Annotated in this window: 17 protein-coding genes; 8 read left to right on the forward strand and 9 right to left on the reverse strand. The window is 69.2% G+C overall.

Features of this window, described 5'->3' with window-relative positions; all coding sequences use genetic code 11:
• The first annotated feature begins 21 nt into the window (after positions 1 to 21).
• Both ACFWVC_RS12040 and ACFWVC_RS12045 read left to right on the forward strand, forming a co-directional pair.
• Positions 22 to 699 (forward strand): hypothetical protein, encoded by a 678-nt coding sequence (locus ACFWVC_RS12040; RefSeq protein ID WP_384282790.1) that lies wholly within the window; start codon positions 22 to 24, stop codon positions 697 to 699.
• A complete protein-coding gene (locus tag ACFWVC_RS12045; RefSeq protein WP_384282794.1) occupies positions 696 to 2,456 on the forward strand; it encodes an Hsp70 family protein in 1,761 nt (586 codons plus the stop codon). Before ACFWVC_RS12040 ends, ACFWVC_RS12045 begins: the two co-directional genes overlap by 4 nt.
• A gap of 253 nt (positions 2,457 to 2,709) precedes the next feature.
• On the opposite strand, the gene ACFWVC_RS12050 is transcribed toward ACFWVC_RS12045, so the two are convergent.
• A complete protein-coding gene (locus tag ACFWVC_RS12050) occupies positions 2,710 to 3,018 on the reverse strand; it encodes a hypothetical protein (protein WP_384282797.1) in 309 nt (102 codons plus the stop codon).
• A gap of 410 nt (positions 3,019 to 3,428) precedes the next feature.
• On the opposite strand from ACFWVC_RS12050, the gene ACFWVC_RS12055 reads away from it, so the two are divergent.
• The 3 genes from ACFWVC_RS12055 to ACFWVC_RS12065 all read left to right on the forward strand — a co-directional run bounded on the left by ACFWVC_RS12055 (position 3,429) and on the right by ACFWVC_RS12065 (position 6,873).
• Positions 3,429 to 3,671, forward strand: a complete 243-nt coding sequence (locus ACFWVC_RS12055) for a GntR family transcriptional regulator (RefSeq protein WP_384282800.1) — start codon at positions 3,429 to 3,431, stop codon at positions 3,669 to 3,671.
• Positions 3,672 to 4,396: 725 nt separating this feature from the next.
• Positions 4,397 to 5,710, forward strand: coding sequence for a replication-relaxation family protein (locus ACFWVC_RS12060; RefSeq protein WP_384282804.1), 1,314 nt, complete (start codon positions 4,397 to 4,399; stop codon positions 5,708 to 5,710).
• 11 nt (positions 5,711 to 5,721) lie between these two features.
• Positions 5,722 to 6,873: a hypothetical protein gene (locus ACFWVC_RS12065; protein ID WP_384282807.1), complete on the forward strand. Its 1,152-nt coding sequence runs from the start codon at positions 5,722 to 5,724 to the stop codon at positions 6,871 to 6,873.
• Positions 6,874 to 6,944: 71 nt separating this feature from the next.
• Here the strand turns inward: ACFWVC_RS12065 and ACFWVC_RS12070 are convergent, their stop codons facing one another.
• The gene (locus tag ACFWVC_RS12070) at positions 6,945 to 9,164 is read right to left on the reverse strand and encodes a carbohydrate-binding protein (protein WP_384282810.1); all 2,220 of its coding nucleotides are present in this window, start codon (positions 9,162 to 9,164) and stop codon (positions 6,945 to 6,947) included.
• Positions 9,165 to 9,926: 762 nt separating this feature from the next.
• Positions 9,927 to 10,571: a hypothetical protein gene (locus ACFWVC_RS12075; RefSeq protein ID WP_384282813.1), complete on the reverse strand. Its 645-nt coding sequence runs from the start codon at positions 10,569 to 10,571 to the stop codon at positions 9,927 to 9,929.
• 517 nt (positions 10,572 to 11,088) lie between these two features.
• On the opposite strand from ACFWVC_RS12075, the gene ACFWVC_RS12080 reads away from it, so the two are divergent.
• Entirely contained in the window at positions 11,089 to 11,379 is a 291-nt protein-coding gene (locus tag ACFWVC_RS12080; protein ID WP_384282815.1) for a hypothetical protein, read from the forward strand.
• 92 nt (positions 11,380 to 11,471) lie between these two features.
• Here the strand turns inward: ACFWVC_RS12080 and ACFWVC_RS12085 are convergent, their stop codons facing one another.
• Positions 11,472 to 12,194 carry a DUF6308 family protein gene (locus tag ACFWVC_RS12085; protein WP_384282885.1) on the reverse strand — a complete coding sequence of 241 codons (723 nt, stop codon included), beginning with the start codon at positions 12,192 to 12,194 and terminating at the stop codon, positions 11,472 to 11,474.
• Positions 12,195 to 12,967: 773 nt separating this feature from the next.
• Here ACFWVC_RS12085 and ACFWVC_RS12090 point away from each other — a divergent pair.
• Together ACFWVC_RS12090 and ACFWVC_RS12095 are read left to right on the forward strand one after the other, a co-directional pair.
• Positions 12,968 to 13,693 carry an ABC transporter ATP-binding protein gene (locus tag ACFWVC_RS12090; protein ID WP_384282887.1) on the forward strand — a complete coding sequence of 242 codons (726 nt, stop codon included), beginning with the start codon at positions 12,968 to 12,970 and terminating at the stop codon, positions 13,691 to 13,693.
• Entirely contained in the window at positions 13,690 to 15,381 is a 1,692-nt protein-coding gene (locus ACFWVC_RS12095; protein WP_384282817.1) for a hypothetical protein, read from the forward strand. The genes ACFWVC_RS12090 and ACFWVC_RS12095 overlap by 4 nt, the downstream gene beginning before the upstream one ends.
• Before the next feature lie 149 nt (positions 15,382 to 15,530).
• Here ACFWVC_RS12095 and ACFWVC_RS12100 read toward each other — a convergent pair whose 3' ends face one another.
• From ACFWVC_RS12100 to ACFWVC_RS12120, 5 genes are all read right to left on the reverse strand, one after another.
• On the reverse strand, positions 15,531 to 16,217 hold the full coding sequence (locus tag ACFWVC_RS12100) for a GNAT family N-acetyltransferase (protein WP_384282821.1): 687 nt from the start codon (positions 16,215 to 16,217) through the stop codon (positions 15,531 to 15,533).
• 80 nt (positions 16,218 to 16,297) lie between these two features.
• Positions 16,298 to 17,758: a glucose-6-phosphate dehydrogenase gene (gene zwf, locus ACFWVC_RS12105; RefSeq protein ID WP_384282824.1), complete on the reverse strand. Its 1,461-nt coding sequence runs from the start codon at positions 17,756 to 17,758 to the stop codon at positions 16,298 to 16,300.
• Positions 17,759 to 17,765: 7 nt separating this feature from the next.
• Positions 17,766 to 18,797 carry a phosphogluconate dehydrogenase (NAD(+)-dependent, decarboxylating) gene (gnd, locus tag ACFWVC_RS12110; RefSeq protein ID WP_384282826.1) on the reverse strand — a complete coding sequence of 344 codons (1,032 nt, stop codon included), beginning with the start codon at positions 18,795 to 18,797 and terminating at the stop codon, positions 17,766 to 17,768.
• Entirely contained in the window at positions 18,787 to 18,969 is a 183-nt protein-coding gene (locus tag ACFWVC_RS12115; RefSeq protein ID WP_384282833.1) for a hypothetical protein, read from the reverse strand. The genes gnd and ACFWVC_RS12115 overlap by 11 nt, the downstream gene beginning before the upstream one ends.
• A gap of 542 nt (positions 18,970 to 19,511) precedes the next feature.
• Positions 19,512 to 20,174 (reverse strand): enoyl-CoA hydratase-related protein, encoded by a 663-nt coding sequence (locus tag ACFWVC_RS12120; protein ID WP_384282839.1) that lies wholly within the window; start codon positions 20,172 to 20,174, stop codon positions 19,512 to 19,514.
• Between the last annotated feature and the right edge of the window lie 150 nt (positions 20,175 to 20,324).

Consider the following 20,324-nt stretch of genomic DNA (forward strand, 5'->3'; position numbering starts at 1 on the left):
GTCAACGAGACGCTCCTGCCCGTGGTGGAGAACGAGCTGGAGGCGGCGGCGGAGAAGTTGGGGGCAGCTCTGGTCGACAAGGAGACCGAGGCCGATCTGGTCTCCGCCTTCCAGGCCGAGCTGATGCGTCGAGTGCTGCCCCAGTTCACCGAGGCGGTGCGCAAGGGAGTGCTGGAGAGCATCCGCATGCGTCAGATGCACCTGGCCCAGTTGGCCGTCCTGCACCGGCAGGCGCTGGACGCGAAGTCCTTGAAGGTGGTGCTGACCCGCCTCGACCACGAGGCTGCGAAGGCCGGCCTACGGATCGTGGACGACACCGGCGATCAGTCACTGTTCAACGTCCTCGAGGGCCAGCCCGGTGTGATGAACAGCGACCCGATCACCTTCGAACTCATGGCACCGGCCTACGTCGACAAGGAGTCCGGGAAGCTCGTCGAACGTGGCTGGCTACGGGCGGTCGCCAAGGTTCCACCCGAGGAAATGACGCCCGGGCAGAGGCGTAGAGCAACCCATGTCGAAGCTGCGAGGAAGCAGCCGGACAAGGAGGCTCGCGCTGCCAAGGAGGGGAGGAAGAAGCCCCACCGGGGTCAGGAACCGAAAAACCAGCGGAACAGAGGCAACGGGCGGCGAAACAACGAGACACGTCCCCGCCCTGGAGGAGACGAGGACCGCCCGATGAAGCAAAGAGGAACGCAATGACATTCGGTATCGACTTCGGCACCAGCAATTCTGTGGTGGCCCATTGGAATGGGCACAGCACCGAAGTGCTGCCGGTCGACGGCGACAACGTGCCTGCTCAGTGGCGGATGTCGGAGTTCGAGCAGCTCTTCCCCTCCGTGCTCTCCGTCCGCGACATCCAGCGCACGCTCTGCTTCGGTTGGGAAGCCAAGACCGGCACCAGCGAGCCGCTCGACGCCGTGAAGCGCATGCTCGGCACCCGCTCCGGTGCCGAGAAGGACGGCGACATCGACGGCCTCGAGGTCGCAGCCCAGCTAGAGGAGCACCACGTCTGGGTCGGCTCGGAGAAGTTCCACAGTACGGTCGCGGCCGCCTCCCTCTTCAGCAGGATGAAGGAAGGCGTCTCCGCCCAGCTACTCGACCTCTCACAGGCGGTCGTCACCGTCCCCGCCAACGCTACGGGCGGCGCCCGCTACCGCACCCGCGCCGCAGCAGCGCTCGGAGGGGTGAAAGTCCGGGCCCTGCTTAACGAGCCCACCGCGGCTGCTATCTCGTACGTCCACGACGTACCGATCCCCGGCCGTTTCCTTGTCTTCGACTGGGGCGGTGGCACCATCGACGTCACCGTCCTCGAATACGATGACGGCCTCTTCGAGGAGCAGACATCCCGCGGCATCACCGCCCTCGGAGGCCTGGAGTTCGACAATGCGCTGGCCCAATTGATCCAGCGGAAGATCGGTCTGACCACGGACCAGCTCACCAAATCCGAACGTCGCCGTTGGCGCCGGTCGGTCGAGCTGACGAAGATCGCTCTGTCCTCCGTGCCCTTGGACGGCGCGCTCTACTTCGACCTCCCGGTCGGCCTTGCCCCCTCGATCTCGAGGCGTGAGGTCAAGATCACCACGGCCGAGTACACCGAGGCGATCACCCCGCTCATCACCCGCGCTCTGGTGCCGGTTCAGCAGGCCCTGGAAGACCTGGCCATCACCTCGGACGACATCGATTCGGTCCTGATGATCGGCGGCACCTCGCAGATCCCCCAGGTGCGTCATGCCCTGGGCGGGCTCCTCGGCCATGACCGCATCGTCGACAGCGGCCTGTGCCGGCCCATGACCGCTGTCGCCCGGGGCGCAGCCATCTATGCGGCCTCCCTTGACGGCGAACTCGGCGACCAGAGGGACTTCTCCCTGGTGACCAGCTACGACCTGGGCACGGCTGTGAGCGCTGGTGAACAGAAGGGCTTCCGCGCCATCATCCGACGTAACGCCACGCTCCCTGCGGAGGGTTCGGGCAAGTTCTACCCGGACACGCCGGGCGCATCCTTCGTACGCGTGCCGGTGATCGAGGGCGAGGTCGGCCACCCGGCCGACAGCGACCGTGCCTTCCCCCTCGCCAACATCGAGGTGGATCTCCCGACGCGCGAACAGGACATCCGCCGGAACAAAATCGAGATCAAGTTCCGCTACAACGAGAGCGGCATCCTGCGCTTCACCGCCACCCACGCGGAGACCGGCGTGGTGCTTGCCGAGCGCGAGATTGACTCCTTCGGCCCTGACGGCACCCCTCTGCAGCACGGCCTCGATGACGAGCTGACCCGCCTTCTGGCCCACACCGTCCGCCCGTTCGCCGGTGCCTCCTCCAACGTTCGAAACCTCTCGGCAGCCGAAATGGCCAACGCCCGCCCTGCACCGATTGACATGTCCGTGCGCGTTGTGGAGGCCGACCCCGCGGTAACGGTGAACGGCGAGCCGCAGGGGGTGGTGACGGGGGGACTTTGACCAGCCTTCGGACTGGCGGGTGATTTTGCTCCGCGTAGCGACCTGGGAGTCCGCAGGTCGCTACACGGCATCTCTGCGTTCGGGCGGATTGCTATGTGCGGTGCAGCCCCGGCATACATCGGAGGCACTCGCACGGTGGCCACACGGAAGATTGGAGGGGCTTGAGGTTGTCGCCGCTGTGGAAGCGCAGGCGGCGCCCCCACGTCTGCCCGCCGTCACGCGACACGCGCATGGTCATCAGCGGAGCCCGCGCCTACTCATCGGCGCCCTCAGTCGTAAGACGCATGCCGCGTGACTCGGCGACCCGCAGCGTGTTCGACAGGACGTCGCAGAGACGTGCCACGACGAAGCGCGATTGGTCCGGGGGCAGCGGCTCAGTAACGGTGAGCATCTGACGGGCAAGCTCAAGCAGGGCTGACGCTGCGGTGAGCTGTTCGCGTTCCATGCTGTCGGCGAGTCGCGCGATCATGCCCTCGGGATTGTCGTCGGGGGTGTACACGGGCTTCCCATTGGGACCCTCCCACGGCAGCAGGCGGAGCCCCGCCACGGCGTCGTCAGTCATGCCACGCGCTCCGGCACGTAGTCCTGTCCCATGGCTGCCAGTGCGAGAGACCTTCGCCGTTCCCGCTGGGCCTGCCGTTCACGTGCTTGCTCGAATGCCTCGAGATACCGGGGCACGAGCGGGAGTGTCTCGGCGTCGATCACCATTGCCGTACGGGGAGCCCGGGGGGTCGGTGGCGAAAGGGGGTGGACGGCGGTTGCCGGCTCGGGTTCGGCCCGGCGCTTTCCCCGGGCGGGCAGGATGATGCTCAAGAGTGCGGCCACTAGGCTTCGCATTGTCGTTCGCTCCTCAGTAGCGATCGGCTCAGCCCCGGCAGTCCTTGCCCGACTGTCGGGGTGTTTTCGTTCGAGCATACGCGTATTCGCGTATACGCGGTCGCCTGTTTTCGCGTATTCGCGCACGCTGAGGCCATGGATCTTGACCGGAGCGTTCCCGTATGGACTCAGGTGCGGGACGAACTGCGCCGTCGTATCGACGCCGGCACGTATCCAGTGGGGGAGCGCTTCCCCGCTGTGAACGCGTTGGCCGCTGAGCTGGACGTTGCGCCGTCCACGGTGCAGAAGGCGGTGGCTGCGCTGCGCACTGAGGGCAGGCTGCGTACGGTCTTGGGGCAAGGGTCGTTCGTGGCTGAGAGCTCTGGCCCTGGCGAATAGCTGGCGCAGCGAGTCACGGATACTTGATCCAACGGTGATTGCAGCGTGGCGCCGGTCCGTTCGTCTCCTCGGGCTGCGAACCGGCGGGGCCTCACTGCCGTGGACCCGCGCTACTCACCGGCCACGACCTGCGGCCCCGGCGGTGAGCGCGATCGTAGAGGTCGGTGAGTTCTCGGTACCCCGGCCACGGTTGGGCCACCACTACCTGTCGTGTCTCAAGTGAGTGCGCATGACCGGCGTGGGCGGTTCATAGGGCATGAGCTGTCGGTGAGTTGGGCGGCCATCGGCGAGTGGCTTGAGCATGGTGCATAGCCCTGGCAGGTTTCCCAAATCAGTGACCACGGTTGCTTTCCGCGCTGACAGAGGTCGCTACCGCGGCCCCTACAGTCCTCCCTACACCCTGCCCTACGGTGACTTTCTGCCTCGCGTGCAGTGTTGCCGCAGGTCAGCCCACCCGTTTGCCGGTGGGCGGCGCCTCGACAACCCCTTTGCTCCTGCTGTTCCTGGTCTTGTGTGTCAGTGGGGGGTGGTGGAGTGGTCGTGCAGGGGTTGCGAAGTGGGCCCCGGGTGCCCGCCCAGCCCCGGATGTCCGGCTGCCGCCGTGGCGGCGCGGACGGTGGGTCCGCGGGCGGGGTGGTGCGGCTCCGGGAGCGGTGGGGAGGGAGAGCGCGGTGGCGGGTGCGAGACGCTGGCGGTTCGGGTCGACGGCGCGGACGCGGAGTCTGGTGCTGGTCGCGCTGGGGGTGGTGAAGGTCGCCACGGCTTCGCAGTTGAGGCGGTTGGTCCTGCCGGGCACTGCCGACGGGCAGACCGTCCGCAACGCGTGCAAGGACCTTCGCGATGCCGGCCTGTTGGAATCGGTCGGCAAGGTGACCGGCATGAATCCGTCGGGACGGCCGGTCAGCGAGCAGTTGTGGAATCTCACCACGGCCGGATTAGCCGCGGCTGCCGCCGAGCTGGACCGGCCGCTCGCAGAGATGGGCGGCACAGCGCAGGCGGCAGCGAGGGCTGGCGCGGCGCACGCGGTGAAGGTGGCCGACACCATCGATGCGTTCTTACAGGCGCCGCCGGAGCAGACCAAGCCGGTTGTACGCCGGGGTGTACTACCCGCTGCTGGGTCGACGAGACTGATGCCCGTCAGGCCCCCGGGGCTGGGGACACTTCACGGCTGGCAGACCGAGGTCGCTCTCCCCATCTCCGGCACGTTTACCACGCCGGGCAAGGGCAGCTTGCGCGCTGACGCGGTCCTCACCGCGCCGGAGGACAAGTTGCCGGTGTTGTTCGTGGAGGTCGACAACGGCACCGAACCACCGGCAAAGGTGGCAGACAAGATCGTTCGATACCGCCGGTTCTTCCAGCGCACTGTGAAGGACCACAGCGGGCAGCAAGTCCCGCTGTGGTCGACGCTCTGGCAGGCCTCCGGTCGTGACGGATTCCCACCACTGGCATTTGTGTTCACCAAGCAGGTAGGGCCCAAGGCCCTTCAAGCACGCATACAAGAGGTCGCCCGCCTCTCACGTGAGCACTGGCAGGGCCAGTGGTGCCACGGGCGCCACATCGAGAGCACCGGGGAGAGTGACGCTTACTGGGACTACGAAGGCGCGGTTCCCTTGCTGGCCACCACGCTCGAGCGGCTGCGGCAGAACGGCCCTCGTGGGGCGATCTGGTGGCGTTTCGGCCACGGCTCAGCGCAAGGCCTCATCGATGCGTTGGACAACCCGGACGACCGCCGTGCCTACGACCGCCGAGAGGAACAGCGTCTCGCCGCCCAGCGTGCTGCGTGGGCGGAGGAAAGGCGTCGCGAGGAGGACGAGCATAAGCGGTGGCGCGCCTCGCTGTGGCCCTGCCCGACCTGCGGTGACGACGTCGACCCAGATGATGGCCCCGGCCTAGCCCGTGGCGACGAATGCGTGCGCTGTCGCATGGAGCGTGAGCGCGTCGCGTCCGAGCGAGCCGAAGCGGAGGCCGATTGGGAACGGGAGCGGCGCAGCGATGGGTGGTTGGGCTGGTTCTACGCACTGCGTGACCAGGATGGCTAGGCTGCGGCAACGTGAGCGAGTACCAGTACTACGAGTTCCTTGCGCTTGACCGGCCGTTGGACGAAGACGAGGTGAGCCGGGTGCGGGCGCTGTCCACGCGGGCCGACATCACCGCGACCCGCTTCGTCAACGAGTACCACTGGGGCGAATTCAAGGGCGATACGACGAAGTTGGTCGAGCAGTTCTACGACGCCCATCTGTACTACGCGAACTGGGGCAGCCGTCGTCTCGTCCTCCGTCTGCCCGCCGGGTCGCTCACGGCCAAGGAAGCAACCCCGTACGCCATGGACGACGTGCTCGGTGTGTGGACCCGGTCCGGACACACGCTGCTGGACTTCTCCGTGTCCGCGGAGGACGGATGCGAGTGGGAATTCGAGACGTCCTACACGCTTGCGGCCTTCGTGGGGCTGCGCGCCGAACTCGCGGCGGGAGACCAGCGGCCGCTGTACGTGGCATGGCTTGCCGGGCTCACCGCCTGGGAGCTCGTGGAGGACGACGAGGAGAACTACGCCCGCCAGGTCGAGCCGCCCGTCCCCGCGGGGCTGGCCTCGCTCACCGGCCCGCAGCGGGCCCTCGCGGACTTCCTGGGCATCGACGCGGACCTGCTGATGGTCGCCGCCGAGGCCAGCCAGCCCGCCCCCGCGGACGTCGTGGACCGCACAGCCCTGGCCGCCTTCTTGGCCGGTCTCCCCGCCGCCGACAAGGACGCCCTGCTGGTCGAGGCCGCGCTGGGCCCGGCCTCTCCAGGGCCTGGACTCCTGGCTCGCTATCGGGCGGCCATCACCGTCCCCGGCCCTCGTGACGAAACCGGCCGGCGCACCGCGGCCGAACTTCTCGACGCGGCCTACCGCCGTCGTACCGACCGCAGGCAGCGAGAGCAAAGCACCCGGGCACGCGTCGCAGCCGAGGCGCAGGAAGCGCGCCTGGACAAGCTCGTCCGGAACATCGAGCAGGCGTGGCGTGAGGTCGACGGTCTGATCGCCCAAAAGAAGGCCAGCGCCTATGACGCCGCCGTCGTACTCCTGGGGGACCTGCGCGCCTTGGAGGGCCGCACCGGCGGGACCGCGGAATTCGACCGGCGGGTCCGTGAACTGCGGGCCGCGCACCGGGGCAAGCCGTCCCTCATGCAGCGCTTCGACGAGATGAGGATTCCCCGTTCCTGACCGGCCCCCGCGGAGCCCGCCGTCACTCCCCGCCCGAAGCCGGGGAGTGACAGCGGACCGCCGGCAGAGTGCTACGACAGGCGGAAGTAGTCGATGTCGAAGCCGCCCGTCTCGCAGAAGAGCCTGACCACCTGGTCGCCCGCCGCCAGGCTGACCGGGACGTGCACCGACTGGTACGAGCCCCAGCCGCCCGTGTTCGGGACGGACACCGTGGCCAGCGTCGTGCCGCCCGCGTCGCGGAAGGTCAGCGCGTCCGGGACGGTCGCGCCCGTGCCGGTGGCGGCGCGCAGTTCCAGGTCGTACGTGCCGGCCTTCGGGACGTCGACCGCGTAGTCCAGCCAGTTGCCTGCGGCGGTCCAGCCCACGTTCGCGCCGCCGCTGGCCGCGGGGTTGCTCTCGATGAAGTTGGCGCCGCCCGACGTCCAGCCATGCTGGGCGGCGTACGACTCCGCTTCCACCCGTACCCCGACCGGCGCGCTGTGCGGGCGCACCGTCACGTGCAGGGTCACCTGTGCGTGCGCGGCGCCGTCCGTGACGGTCATCGTCACGTCGTTCGCGCCGGCCGCGGTCGGTTTGAGGGTCACGACCCCCGTGGCGGGGTCGAGGGTGACGCCGTCCGGGAGGTCGGTCGCGTAGAAGGCGAGCCGGTCGTCGTCGCGGTCGGTCGCCTTGAGCGGCACCTGGACCGTGCTGTACTGGTCCGCCACCACGTCGGGCACGGCGGCCACCACGGGCGCCCTATTGTGCCGGTCCCGGGGGATGCGCTGCTGCCAGCGGTAGGTGGCGTAGGAGTTCGCCGGGACCTTAACCGCGAACGACTTGCCGGCGAGCACGACCCGCACCGTGGTGTCGGTGCTGTTGGCGTTGCCGAGGACCGCGACGAACCTGTCGGCGCCGTGCCGGTAGACGACGTTGCTCACGCCGGCCGCCGTGGTGCTCGACTCCAGGCGTACGTCGCCGGGCGTGAGGTACTTCGCGAACTGCCCCATGGTGTACAGCTCGTCGCGGACGGTGAAGTCCTTGGTCGTGGTATTCACCTTGACCAGGCGGTCGGGCCACTTGGTCGTCGCGGCGACCTCGTCCCAGTCGATGTTGTTGTCCCGCGCCGGCGTCCAGTGGAGCGTGCCGCCGTCCTGGTCGGTGGTTTGCGCCCACATGATGTAGGAGCTCGCGTCGAGGCGGAAGTCGTTGAGGATGGTGGACGCGGACAGGTCACTGGTCTCGGTCATGTGGACCGGCTTGCCGGTCTGCTCGAACGCGTCGCGCATCACCTTCGGGTCGCCCCAGTAGGGGTGGAAGGCCACGGCGTCGGTCGCGTCCAGGACCTGCCGGCCGGTCACGGATCCGTCGGGAGCGTCATTGAAGATGCGGTAGTAGTTCTTCGTGGCGGTGCTGTTCGGGTCGCGCCAGTCCCAGAAGTTGAAGTCGTGGACGTACAGACCGGTGTTCAGGTCGGCCTTGTGCAGGGCCTTCTTGATCGCTATGGCGAGCTTCTGCTGCTGGGCGACACTGATGTCCATGGCCGGGTAGACCACGTCCATGCCGGGCTCGTTCAGCAGGGTCAGTGCGTCCACGCGGATGCCGTGCTTGGCGTACGCCTGCACGAACTTGACGTAGTAGCGGGCGAAGACGTCGATGCAGTCGTCCCGGAGCTTGCCGACCTGGTAATAGTCCGTCGTGCTGCCGGGCTTGAGCGCGACCTCACCCGTGAAGCGGTTGTTGGTCTTCATCCACGCCGGGGCGCTCCACGCGGACCCGAAGAAGGTGGCCTTCGGGTTGTAGCGCTGGATCAGCTTGATCGTGTCGATGATGTGCAGGTCGATGTCGCGCTGGATCGAGAAGTGCTTCAGCTGGAAGTCGTCGGTGACTCCGGCGGGCAGGTCGTCCTCCGACCAGAAGGGCAGGTGCTCGATGAGGTCGGGGCTGCCGATCGTGAGGCGGAACCGGTTCAGGCCCGCTCCGGTCTTCGGGTCGACGAGCAGCCGGATGGCTTCCTCACGCTTGGCGGGGGTGAGCTTCCACAGATTGGAGACGCTGGTCTCGTCCAGGGAGAACCCGATGCCCGAGTACTTCTGACGGGGGGTGCTCGGGTCGACGACGACGGTCGCGTCGGTGGGGGTGCCAGGGCTCACGCTCGGCAACGGCTGCCATGCGTGGTCGGCCCCTGTGGAGTAGGTGCCCGTCACGGAGGAGCCGTGGTGGTGCGGTACGGCGGCCGGGGCCGCCGACTCCGTGCCGACGAGAACGACCATGGTGAGAGCTGCGGCTGCCCCGATGAGGGAACGTCTCACGATGTTCTTCCTTTCTGCTGGGACGAGCGGGTCCTACGTGGTCCCGATCCCGCGGACTGCTGTCGCCTGGGCGCTGACGGCGGCTCAGGACGGCGTGCCAGGGATCTCGTGCAACCCGCTGCTGATGGGGGTCCGTTCGGGCGGTTCCGCCTCTCTCAACCGTGTTCTGCCCGGACCGATCGGGGCGGGCGTCGTCGGGCCAGTGACGGCCGGTTCTCCTCCCTCGTCCGGACGCGAGCAGATCGAAACAGCTTGTCGATGTTCTGTCAAGGCATGAATTAAGGCGTGAGGAAAGTTCGGCTGTGCTTCTCTGATAGGCATATGACGATGTGTCAGCTCGGGTGGCGGTTGGTCAAATAGCTCCGCGCGCAGCCTTGGATGCGGGCTGGCAATGGTCGAGGTTCGCGATTGCGGCCCCGCTTCGTTGCAGGTCAGGGGCAGGCAACGGGCTGCGGGGACAGTGTCAGGTGGGGCGAGCGCGCACGTGCGGCTCTGTTCGCCAACTTCCAGTGAAGACAATGACGCCAGCCGAGGTGGAGAGCCTCTGACGCAAGGCGAACATCATGTTCAGGGGCTACCTGCCGTCCGTGGCGTGAACGAGGGCGCGGAAAGGACTGCACGTCCGCAAAAGGGTTTCGTTGAGCCGGTTCGTGCCGTTTGTGAGACTCGCCGGCCGCTGATGATCTTTCGGAGAAGCCGGTGGGCTCCGCCGTACGGCGGAGCCACGTCATCTGATCCCTGACGGCGCAACGGGCGGCCTATCTACGGGGTACGCGCAGTCCGAACCGCCCCTTGGCGTCGCTCTGCGGCTAGCTGCCGCTCGAGCTCGACGCGGGCGCTGTTGAGCTCGGCGAGAAAGTGTGCGCGGTTGTGCTGGAAGTGTGGGTCGTCCTCGACACCGAGGTCGTGTCGCAACGTGACCCGCAGCAAATACACGCCATTCGAGAGCGGGCCCTTGAACCATGCCTTCGCCCGCCGGTACGCCACGTCGGTGTCGGGGGTGCCCGGCAGACTTCTGACCACTGAGTAGCCCGCGCCCAGTGCCCGGTTGAGGTCGGACGCCACTTCCAGTACGTCCTTTGTCAGTGCCATTTGTGCCTGGGAGTACTGCTCCGCCCAGGCCTCCTTGGCGGTGTCCAGGTGTGCTGGGTCGACGTTTTCACCGCGATTGGCTGCTTCGACGGCATCCCGGGCGGCCACCCGGTACGCGCGAGCGGCAGTGTTGATCTGTGCATAAAGGTCGCGCCTGGCCTGCACCGCGCGGTCCTCGCGTTCGCGGGCCCGTTCTCGTTCGGCACGCTGATCTTCGTCCTTGCGGGCACGCTGGCTGAGCATCGCCCCACCGAGCGTGCCACCCAGTGCCCCTGCGACGCCGATGAATGAGACGCAAAGCTCAGTTACGTCCATGATTTCCCCCCGCTACTTCTTGCTCGCCGACGACGGCGCAGCAGTCCCTTAGCCCCGCTCATCCTCCCCGTCGAGGTCGCTCGGATCCAAGCCCGGAGCAGGACTGACGCGAAGTGGCCCGCGTTCCCTGTGGCTCCCGCAGGGCCTGCCACCGCACTCGGATGCCATGCCAACTGACCGGAGGGGGCACTGGTTCGTCCGTAGCCAGGAGAAGCAACGCAGAACTGCTGGTCGGCTTGGCTGGGCTGGGGACGTAACGGTCAGATCTCCGGGGTTCTGTCCCTGATTGTGGCCGGTGGCCGGTGGCGCATCCGGCCGATTGTGCTGGTTGGCCTGCCGGATCCCAGCTCTCTGCGCGGTAGCGCTTCAATGAAGCTGCTTCAAGCGTCGACCTCACCTGCAAGAGCACCTTGCTAAACGACTCCGGGGGTGGCCTTCGCTCGGCGAAACAGTCGGGGCCGCCCTCGGTAGTGGTGACACGGCCTCGACTGGCGCTGCGAATGGCTAATCTTCCAACATGGGACTTGCCGACCTGACGCGCGATGGGGTGCTCGCCGCCATCCGTGAGTGCGATGAACTGGGAAGGGACGCGTTCCTTCACAAGTACGCGTTTGGACCGGCTCGTGCCTATCGGCTCGTCCATGACGGACGCACGTACGACTCCAAGGCGATTGCCGGAGTGGCCCATGGCCACTGCGCCGGTGTCGCCCTGACCGCTGATGAGTTCAGCGGTGGCGCCAAGACCGTCGCCCGTCGGTTGCAGGAACTCGGCTTCACCGTGGCCTACGGACCAGGAACGACCGTGTGACAGTCCAGTGACGGCGGGCGGCCTGGAGTTGCGCAATCGCTCTCGCTCGAGCGGGCAAGCAGCGGATGTGCGGCAAGGCGACGCGGAGCCTGTTAACACTCCTTGGTAGCCAAGCGGGGCGGGAGGCCGGGGCAGTCCCCTGTGGCCCTCAAATTCGCGAAGTGTTCCTTCTCGTGGCGCATCCATAGCACAACGTCAAGAACTCGCAGTGGACTTACCTCTGTCGGCAATGCGGCCCCCATGCGCTTGAGGCGGTTGTGCAGGACCCGGCCGTTGGCTTGCAGTTCGGATCTCAGTGGTACCCAGAAACTGGTGCCCGGCCAATGGAGGGCGCACTTCACTACCTGGTCGTACACGGGAAGCAGGCGGGGCCGCTTTCGGGCCAGCAATTTGCTCGCTATGACCCAATTGACTCCTTTGTTCTCGGGTGCGACCAACAACTTCCATGCCCGTTCGGCTGCGGATCCGTGGTCAACGTCGCCAAGTGGTGCTTCCACCAGGTCGGTCTGTGCAGGGATGCTCCGGAGTTGCGCCGAAAGTGCCTCCCCCAGACGGCCCTGCAATAGGTCGCGTGCCGCGCGCCCGGGGACGTGAACGCCGAGCATGGACACCGCGACAATGTCCTGGGCAGTGAACCTGTCGGCTACGTCCTCGTTGTCACCGCCGCCTCCTAGTTTTTCGAAATCTCCTCCGGTGAAGGCCGAGAACTGGTCGTCCGGATTCGCCGTTCCGAAGTATCGAGCCAGATCCTCCTCGGACCTGGGATCCTCGATTTCTGCGAGAAGTTCGACCCCGTGCATCCCATGAGCACACATCAGGTTGTCCCCACCCTTTCGTGACTTGGTTGACAAGTGTGTGAGTACAGGTCGGCCCGCTCGTCAGCCCCCAGGCCCCTTCGCCCCTGCGATGATCCAGGACGGACCGGTGCGCACGCCAGCCTTGCCGGCGGATGCCAGGAGTCCTCAGGACGGCTCCTCGTGGTGCTGACCCATGACGGCGCGACCACTTCATGTCAGGCTGCGGCGCGGCCAGCGACCTGACGGCAGAATGCACGTCACTGGGTCTGGTCGTCGGTTCCGACGGTTTCCGCGCGCTCGATCCGCAGCGATGGCTGGAGAACGTGTGCGCGGTGACGAGGCGAGGCCTCTCGCTGGGGAGCGACGGCCCTGACTCCGATGGGTAGCCGTGCGGACCACGTCTGCGACTGAGCCGGTGCCCCACGAGGGGGCGCTGCTGCCCTGTCGGCCGCCAGCCCCCTGCCCGTAAAGCCGAGTGCGCCGGGGGCGAGCCTTGGCGCACTCGACCGTGCGGCCGCTCCACCGCCCGCCCGACCAACACCTGCGGCGCGATCAGGCGGCGCACGGACTCCGGTCCCCAGGAACCCGGGCGCGTACATCTCCACCGGCGGTGGGTTCTCCAGCAGCGGGGCGGACGCCTCCCACAGGCGCTGGATGCCGTCGGAGCGGGTGAACAGCGGGCCGATGGCCCCCGGCCGGGCGGAGCGTGGAGAATGGCCGGGCCGCTCCGGGCCGTCATCCCCGAGGTCGAAGCGGGGACAGTGTTCGCGGTTGACGAGAGGCCCGGCGACATGGGTGCACCACCATTGCTCGAACTCAGCGGCGTCAGCCGGGTCTACGGCAAGCGCACAGCGCTGGCCACCATGAACCTGCGGCTCCGGTCCGGGAAGTGCGTGGCGCTGCTCGGCCACAACGGCTCGGGCAAATCGACGCTGCTGCGCATAGCGGCCGGCCGGGACCGGCCGAGCACCGGCACGGTGACGTTCGACGGCAAGCCGATGAACGAGAACGACCCGGCGGTCCGGGCCCGCGTGGCGGTGGTCGGCGACACCGCGGCCTGTTACCCCGACCTCACCGTGCGCGAGCATCTGCAGCTCGTAGCGGTGGCCCACGGGGTGGAGGACGCCGGCGACTGGATCGGCCACGTGCTGGCCGAGCGGATGCTGACCGACCACGCCGACGCGCTGCCCGGGGCACTGTCCTCAGGGCAGCTCCAGTCTCTGCTGCTGGCCTCCGCGATGGTCCGGCCGCGCGACCTGCTGCTGCTGGACGAGCCGGAACAGCGACTGGACCCCGGCGCGCGGCGGCAGCTGGCGGACCTGATCAAAAAGGAGACCGCGGAAGGCGTGGGAGTGCTGCTGGTCACACACCACGGAGAACTGGCCCGGGCGGTCGCCGACCGGGTGCTGGTCCTCAGCGACGGCAAGGTGGTGGCCGACGGCCACCCGGACAAGGTGCTCGCCACCGGGACCGACGGACTGACCTGGCTGGCCGAGAGCCCGGACGGTGCCCGGTGACCGCCCTTGCCGAGGAGACCGGGGAGACTGGCGAGCACTCCGCGGCCTGGTCCGACGGGGACGACTGGACGCGGGAGACGCTGCGGCTGATCCGCGACCTGCGCACCCCGCACCGCCGCAAGAAGACCGGCCAGATCGCCTACACCGTGTACTGCGTGGTGCTGCTCCTCGCGGTATGGGGAGGGCTGCCCAGCATGGGGCTGTTCCTCGAGAAGTCGATGGGCGCCGACTACTCCGGTCACGGACCGGCGATCCTGGCCGCGCTGCCCGCCGGGTCCTGCGCGCTGGGGCTGGGATGGCTGCTGGTCGCCGCCTGGGACGCCCAGTGGCGCGGGCCGGTGGTGCCGCCGCGCGAGACCGTGGACTGGCTGCTGGCCCAGCCGGTGGACGTCGCCCGGGTGCTGCGGCCGTGGTTCTGGGGGGCGGCCGCGATCTCCGGCGGAGCCGGGCTGCTGGTCGCGGCGATCGGCATGATCGCGCTCGGCCTGACGGTCGGTGTGGGTCTGCCGGCCGCGTTCGGCTGGTGCCTGCTGGGCGGCAGCGGTCTGCCGCTGCTGGCGACCGCGCTGGCCACCGCGGTGGAGGGCAGCGAGCGGGTGGCCCGCTGGGCCCGGCTGGCCACCCCGTACGTCGGTATGGCGGTGCTGGCGCTGGTGGCGCAGACCGTGCTGGCGGTCAACGGCGACCGGCTGCCGACACTGGAACGGGTGGAGCTGTGGTCCGGGCCCTGGGGCTGGGCCGGTCTGGCCGCGCTGGCCCCCACACCGGCCGCGCTGCCGGGAGGCTGGGCCGCGGGAGTCCTGCTGGCGGTGGTGGTGGCCGGCGCCCTGGTCGCGGCACACCGCTTCACCGGGTCGCTGGCGTTGTCCGCGGTACGGCGGCGTTCGCGGACCGCGACCGGGGTGATGGCCGCGCTGCGCACGGCGGAGTTCCGTACCGCGCGGCAGGCGGTGGCCGGGGTCATCGGCGGGGGCCGCTCAGCGCGATGGCGGTTGCCGGCGCCCCGCTGGGCGGAACTGGCGGTGCCGTGGCGGGACACGCTCGCGCTGCTGCGGGCCCCGGGCCGGCTGGGCCGGGCAGTGGTGCTGGGGGTGCTCGCGGTGCTGGGCGCGGTGCTGGCGGCCTCGGCCCACGGCGGGACGGGCGTGGCGGCGGCGCTGGCCTCACTGGTTTTCGGCTACTGGTCGCTGACCCAGCTCCTGGAGCCGGCCCGGGTGGAGACCGACGACACGCGGCGCGGGTCGTGGGCGCCGTATCCCTACCGGGACCTGATGCTGCGGCACACGGCGGTGCCCGTCGTGCTGGGGCTGGTGGGCGCGCTGGTGGCGGCGGGGGTGCTGGCCGGGGAAGGCGCGGGGGCCCGCGCGTTGCTGGCACCGGCCCTGGTGCCGCCGTTGGTGGGCGCCTCGCTGGTCAACGCCTGCCGAGGGGCGACCAAGCACCACCTGCTGATGTCGTCGGCCCAGTCCCCTGCGGGCGGCATGGGCCCGGTGCTGTTCCTGGGCTGGTACGGCGCCGGGATGCTGGCGGCGGTGGCCCTGCTGGTCGTCCCGTTCCTGACCGCGCTGCACTCCGGCTCCGCCGCATCGATCGTCACTGCTGTCGTGGCGAGCGGCTTCGTGGCCGTGATCATGGTGCGCTGGGCGGTCACGCGGATCGGGAAGCTGACGGCTCCCTTGGCGGACTGACAGTGGTGCCGGTGGCCTGGGAAGTGAACCTGTCGGCGTCCTTCACACCGGGGTACGGCGCGTCGATGGGCCTGGTCGACGGGTCGGACGGTACGTCCTCGCCCTTCGCCGAGCGCACGCACTCGCGCACCCCCGACTACGGCAAGCTCCTACCGATGCACGGACGGAACCACCGGCCCGCGGGCGATCAAGACGTCGGCTGCGTGGTGCCAGCCGAGGGAGGAGTAGAGGCCCTGGCCTTCCTCGCTGGCGATGAGCAGACCGGTACGGGCACCGTGGGAGACGGCGGACTCCGCCAGAGCGCTCATCACGGCGCGGCCCAGGCCGCGTCGGCGGTGCCCGGGGTCGGTCTCGATGCGATCGGCGATCGCATCACCACCGACCACGGCGATGGATCCGCGCGCCGCCACCTCTCCTGAGGGGCCACGGAGGGAGACGACCGTGACGGATCCCTCCGTGCGTACCTCGCGCTCGTACGGCGCCAGGGGCGCGTGCCGCGGGTGCTCGGTCAGGTCGGTCGTCATGAACCACTCGGACCGGTGGAGCAACCCCAGTCCGGCAGCGCCCACGACGGCTTCGACTGTGGCCGGGCGCAGCGTGGGCACAGTGAGCCAGGTGATCTGCCGCGCGGCGGCGACGGCTGCCGCCAGTCGTGCCACGGACTCGGGTTCCTCGTCCGCACGCAGAGCGAACACCTCGACCTCGCGGCCGGGTTGGTCGCATGTGGACCGCAGGCCGTCCCCGGCGGGCTCGACCGGCTCGGCCTCGGGCAGGGAGCGGGCAACGGTCCAGCCGTCCACCCAGCGTCGTATCAGCCCCGATTCGATCTTCGTCATCCGGAGATTAGAACATGACCGCAACCGGGGGGGCCGGGGAACAGCCGTCCCCCGGTGCGGCCAGGCCGGCAGCCCGATGGTCACGTGCGGCGCGGCAGGCTCCAGCGGTGCGGCGCGATCAGGTGGCGCACCGAGGGCTCCGGTCCCCAGGAACCGGGCGCGTAGATCTCCACCGGCGGCGGGTTCTCCAGCAGCGGGGTGGACGCCTCCCACAGGCGCTCGATGCCGTCGGAACGGGTGAACAGCGACTGGTCGCCCAGCATCGCGTCCAGGAGCAGGCGCTCGTAGCCCTCGAGCGCGTGCATCGAGTTGAAGGACTCGGCGTAGCTGAAGACCATCTCCGCCTCGCGCAGCCGCATGGCGGGTCCGGGGTCCTTCACCAGGAAGCAGGCCATGATGCGGCCGGGGTCGTCGAAGTCGATCAGCAACTCATTGCTCCGGACACCGGCGCCCCCGCGCGCGGCCAGCGGGAACATACGCAGGGCCGGTTCCCGGAAGCCGAGCGTCACCACGTGCCGCGCCTCGCCCAACGACTTGCCCGAGCGCAGGTAGAAGGGCACTCCGGCCCAGCGCCAGTTGTCGATCCCGACGCGCAGCGCGACGAAGGTCTCGGTGTCGGACTTCGGGTCCACGCCGGGCTCGGCGCGATATCCCTCGTACTGCCCGCGGACGACATGGGCCGGGTCGATGGGCTTGAGCGACTGGAAGACCTTCTCCTTCTCGTCCCGCATGGAGTGCGCCTCGAGTGCCGTGGGCGGCTCCATGGCCACGAACCCCAGGAGCTGGAAGAGGTGGGTGACGATCATGTCGCGGAAGGTGCCGGTGCCTTCGAAGAACTGCGCCCGGCCCTCGATGCTGATGCTCTCCGGAACGTCGATCTGCACATGGCTGATGTGCTCGCGGTTCCAGATCGGCTCGAAGAGGCCGTTGGCGAACCGCAGGGCCAGGATGTTGTCGACCGACTCCTTGCCGAGGAAGTGGTCGATGCGGAAGACCTGCGACTCGTCGAAGACGGCGTGGATCGACGCGTTGAGCGCGCGGGCCGAGGCGAGGTCCGTGCCGAAGGGCTTCTCCACGATCACCCGGCCGTTGTCGGCGAGTCCGCTCGCCCCGAGCGTCTCCACCACGGACGTGAACGCGCTCGGCGGCACCGCCAGATGGAACAGGCGCCGCGGGCTGCCGCCGATGGCCTGCTCGGCCTCCTGGACGGCCGCGAGCAGCGGCTCGGCGGCGCCCAGGTCGCACGCGCCGAAGGAGAGGGCGGCCTCGAACTCCTGCCACGCGCGGCCTTCGGGCTTCGACCGGCCGAATTCGGCGACCGCCTCCCGCGCGTGCTTGCGGAATTCGTCGTCGCTCAGCGTGCTCTTGGCCGGAGCCGAGCCGACGATCCGGTAGCGGGCCGGCAGCAGCCCCGCCTTGGCCAGGTGGAACAGGCCCGGCAGCAGCTTGCGCCGGGCGAGGTCGCCGGTCGCGCCGAACAGCACCACCACGTGGTCGTCGGGCAGCGGACCGTGACTCGGCGAGAGGGAACGGTGCGTCATGGCGCCTTCACCCGCTCTTCTCGGCGTGGCCGCCGAACTCGCCGCGCATCGCGGACAGCACCTTGTCGCCGAACTCGCCCAGTCCGCGCGACGCGTACCGCTCGGCCAGCGCCGCGCTGATGACGGGGGCGGGCACGCTCTCGTCGATCGCCGCCTGGACGGTCCAGCGGCCCTCACCGGAGTCCGAGACCCGGCCGGTGAACGAGTCCAGCTGTGGCGAGCGGGCCAGCGCGTCGGCGACGAGGTCGACCAGCCAGGAGCCGATCACCGAACCGCGGCGCCACACCTCGGCGACCTCGGCCACGTCGATCTCGTACGGGTACGCCTCGGGCTCGCGCAGGGGCGCGGTCTCGGCGTCGACGGCCCTATGGCCCAGCCCTGCGTCCGCGTGCCGGATGATGCTCAGGCCCTCGGCGATGGCGGCCATCATCCCGTACTCCACCCCGTTGTGGACCATCTTCACGAAGTGACCGGCGCCGCTCGGCCCGCAGTGCAGATAGCCCTCCGGCGCGGTCCCGTCGGCCCTGGTCCTGCCCGGGGTCGGCTCGGCGTTCCCGCGGCCGGGGGCGATGGTGCGGAAGACCGGGCCCAGGCGGGCCACGGGCTCGTCCTCGCCGCCGATCATCAGGCAGTAGCCGCGTTCGAGCCCCCACACACCGCCGGAGGTGCCGCAGTCCACGTAGTGGATCCGCTGCGGGGCGAGCTGCCGGGCACGGGCCATGTCGTCGCGGTAGTACGAGTTGCCGCCGTCGATGACGGTGTCACCCGGCTCCAGCAGCGCCGCGAGTTCGTCGAGCGTCGGCTGCACCACCCCGGCGGGCAGCATCAGCCAGACGTTGCGGGGCGGCTCCAGCTTCTCCACGAACTCCCGGAGGGAGGCGGCGCCCGTGGCCCCCTCCTTCTCCAGCTCCAGCACGGCATCGCGGCTGAGGTCGTGCACGACGCACCGGTGGCCGTCGCGCATCAGCCGGCGCACGAGATTGGCGCCCATCCGGCCGAGCCCGATCATGCCGAGCTGCATGGGTGTGTCAGTGGGCATGGTCGGTCTCCCCGTTCCTCGGCGGCCTCCGCGGGCCGGAGTTCTCGTTGTCCGGGCGTGTCGCGTTCGCGGCCGCTGCCGGGGTCGCAGCGCGGCGGGTGACGACGAGCGGTCGCGTACCGCCCGCGGCCCGGGTCTGGGAGCCGATGCCCGCGACGACCGGTCGGGACATGGACTTCCTCCTCGCTTCGGGGTCGCGGTTTCGGGGTCGCGCGGCGGAGGCCTCTACGAGCGTCCGTGCCCCAGGCCTCCAGGCGGAATCTACCTATTCATGGCATTTGCTGCTCAGGGGGATTCCTCTCCCCGCCTCGGCCGGGGTGTCAGGGCGCGGTCGGGCTCGGCCCGCGATGCCCTGCGCGCGGGGGCTCCGTTCTGCGGGGGACGCTCATGCCGCGCTGCGCCGTCCCGGTGACGTGTGACCGCGCAACGCGCGGACGTGACGCTGAGAGCGCGCAGAAAATAGTGCCGAGCGCCGAGCGCCGAGCACCGTTGGTGTGGGCGGGTACTCCGGTGCGCGGTCGCCGTGCACGTGTCGCATCCGGCTGGGTGTCCCGGCCCGATGTGACTGCGTCGGGAAGCTTGCGCCGCGCGTGGCGCCGGATCCGTCCGGACGGCCCCGCTCGGGGTGGTCGGGCTGTGACTGGTTGGGGCGCATGACAGGGACACGGACCATGTTCCGTACCGCGGCCGGTGACATGATTGCCGGCGCTCCGCTCAGCCGGCCGCACCGCGCAGAACGGCCAGTGCCGAGGCGTACATCCGTTCCTTGATGGTGCCGAGGGTGTCGCCGGCCTTGCCGGCCTGTGCCTCGGCGATCTCCAGGGCCGCGGAACGCACGGCGTCCTCCTTCACCGCCCGGTCCACGATCCCGGCGGCCTCGGCGTCCGTCCCACCGTACCGGCGGGCGGCGACCATGGCCTCGTGCGCGGTCTGCGGCGCCAGGCGGGACCGGATCAGGGCGGACATGCCGGGCGTGAAGGGGATGTTGATCTCGGCCTCGGGCAGGCACCAGAAGCCGCGGTCGGCGCGCATCACACGGAAGTCATGAGCGAGGGAGAGCATCGCGCCGGCGGCGAAGGTGTGCCCCTGCAGGGCGGCCACGGTGACCATCGGCAGGGACAGCACGCGGGCGAAGAGCTCGTGGACGGAGTCGCGGTAGCTCTCGTGCTGGTCGGCGTGGGCGCCGAGCCAGTCCAGATCCAGTCCGTTGGAGAAGAACTTGCCCGTCGCGGCAGTCACCAGGGCACGCGGCCCCTCTGCCTTCTCCACTTCGTCCAGGGCGGCGCCGACGGAGGCGAGCCAGTCGGGATGGAAGCGGTTCTCGCCGTCTCCGATGTCGAGCACGAAGACGTTGTCCTGGCGGTCCAGAGTGGGCATCTGCGCTCCCGGAGGGTCGTGCCACGTCAATGTCCTGTTCGGAGCCTTCCTCCGTCGACCCTCCTTGATTCCGGGGGCAACGGAATGTTCGCGTCACCATCCCGGTGTGACCGCTGCGGTCACACCGATGTCCACGAACGACCTTCTCTT

The organism is Streptomyces sp. NPDC058691 (assembly GCF_042714775.1).
Lineage (GTDB): Bacteria > Actinomycetota > Actinomycetes > Streptomycetales > Streptomycetaceae > Actinacidiphila.

Bases quoted from the DNA above. Each gene is read 5' to 3' on its own strand.
- ACFWVC_RS12045 (WP_384282794.1), top strand. From the start codon at position 696: ATGACATTCGGTATCGACTTCGGCACCAGCAATTCTGTGGTGGCCCAT.
- ACFWVC_RS12050 (WP_384282797.1), bottom strand. From the start codon at position 3,018: ATGACTGACGACGCCGTGGCGGGGCTCCGCCTGCTGCCGTGGGAGGGT.
- ACFWVC_RS12055 (WP_384282800.1), top strand. From the start codon at position 3,429: ATGGATCTTGACCGGAGCGTTCCCGTATGGACTCAGGTGCGGGACGAA.
- ACFWVC_RS12075 (WP_384282813.1), bottom strand. From the start codon at position 10,571: ATGGACGTAACTGAGCTTTGCGTCTCATTCATCGGCGTCGCAGGGGCA.
- ACFWVC_RS12080 (WP_384282815.1), top strand. From the start codon at position 11,089: ATGGGACTTGCCGACCTGACGCGCGATGGGGTGCTCGCCGCCATCCGT.
- ACFWVC_RS12085 (WP_384282885.1), bottom strand. From the start codon at position 12,194: ATGTGTGCTCATGGGATGCACGGGGTCGAACTTCTCGCAGAAATCGAG.
- ACFWVC_RS12090 (WP_384282887.1), top strand. From the start codon at position 12,968: ATGGGTGCACCACCATTGCTCGAACTCAGCGGCGTCAGCCGGGTCTAC.
- ACFWVC_RS12100 (WP_384282821.1), bottom strand. From the start codon at position 16,217: ATGACGAAGATCGAATCGGGGCTGATACGACGCTGGGTGGACGGCTGG.
- zwf (WP_384282824.1), bottom strand. From the start codon at position 17,758: ATGACGCACCGTTCCCTCTCGCCGAGTCACGGTCCGCTGCCCGACGAC.
- gnd (WP_384282826.1), bottom strand. From the start codon at position 18,797: ATGCCCACTGACACACCCATGCAGCTCGGCATGATCGGGCTCGGCCGG.
- ACFWVC_RS12115 (WP_384282833.1), bottom strand. From the start codon at position 18,969: ATGTCCCGACCGGTCGTCGCGGGCATCGGCTCCCAGACCCGGGCCGCG.
- ACFWVC_RS12120 (WP_384282839.1), bottom strand. From the start codon at position 20,174: ATGCCCACTCTGGACCGCCAGGACAACGTCTTCGTGCTCGACATCGGA.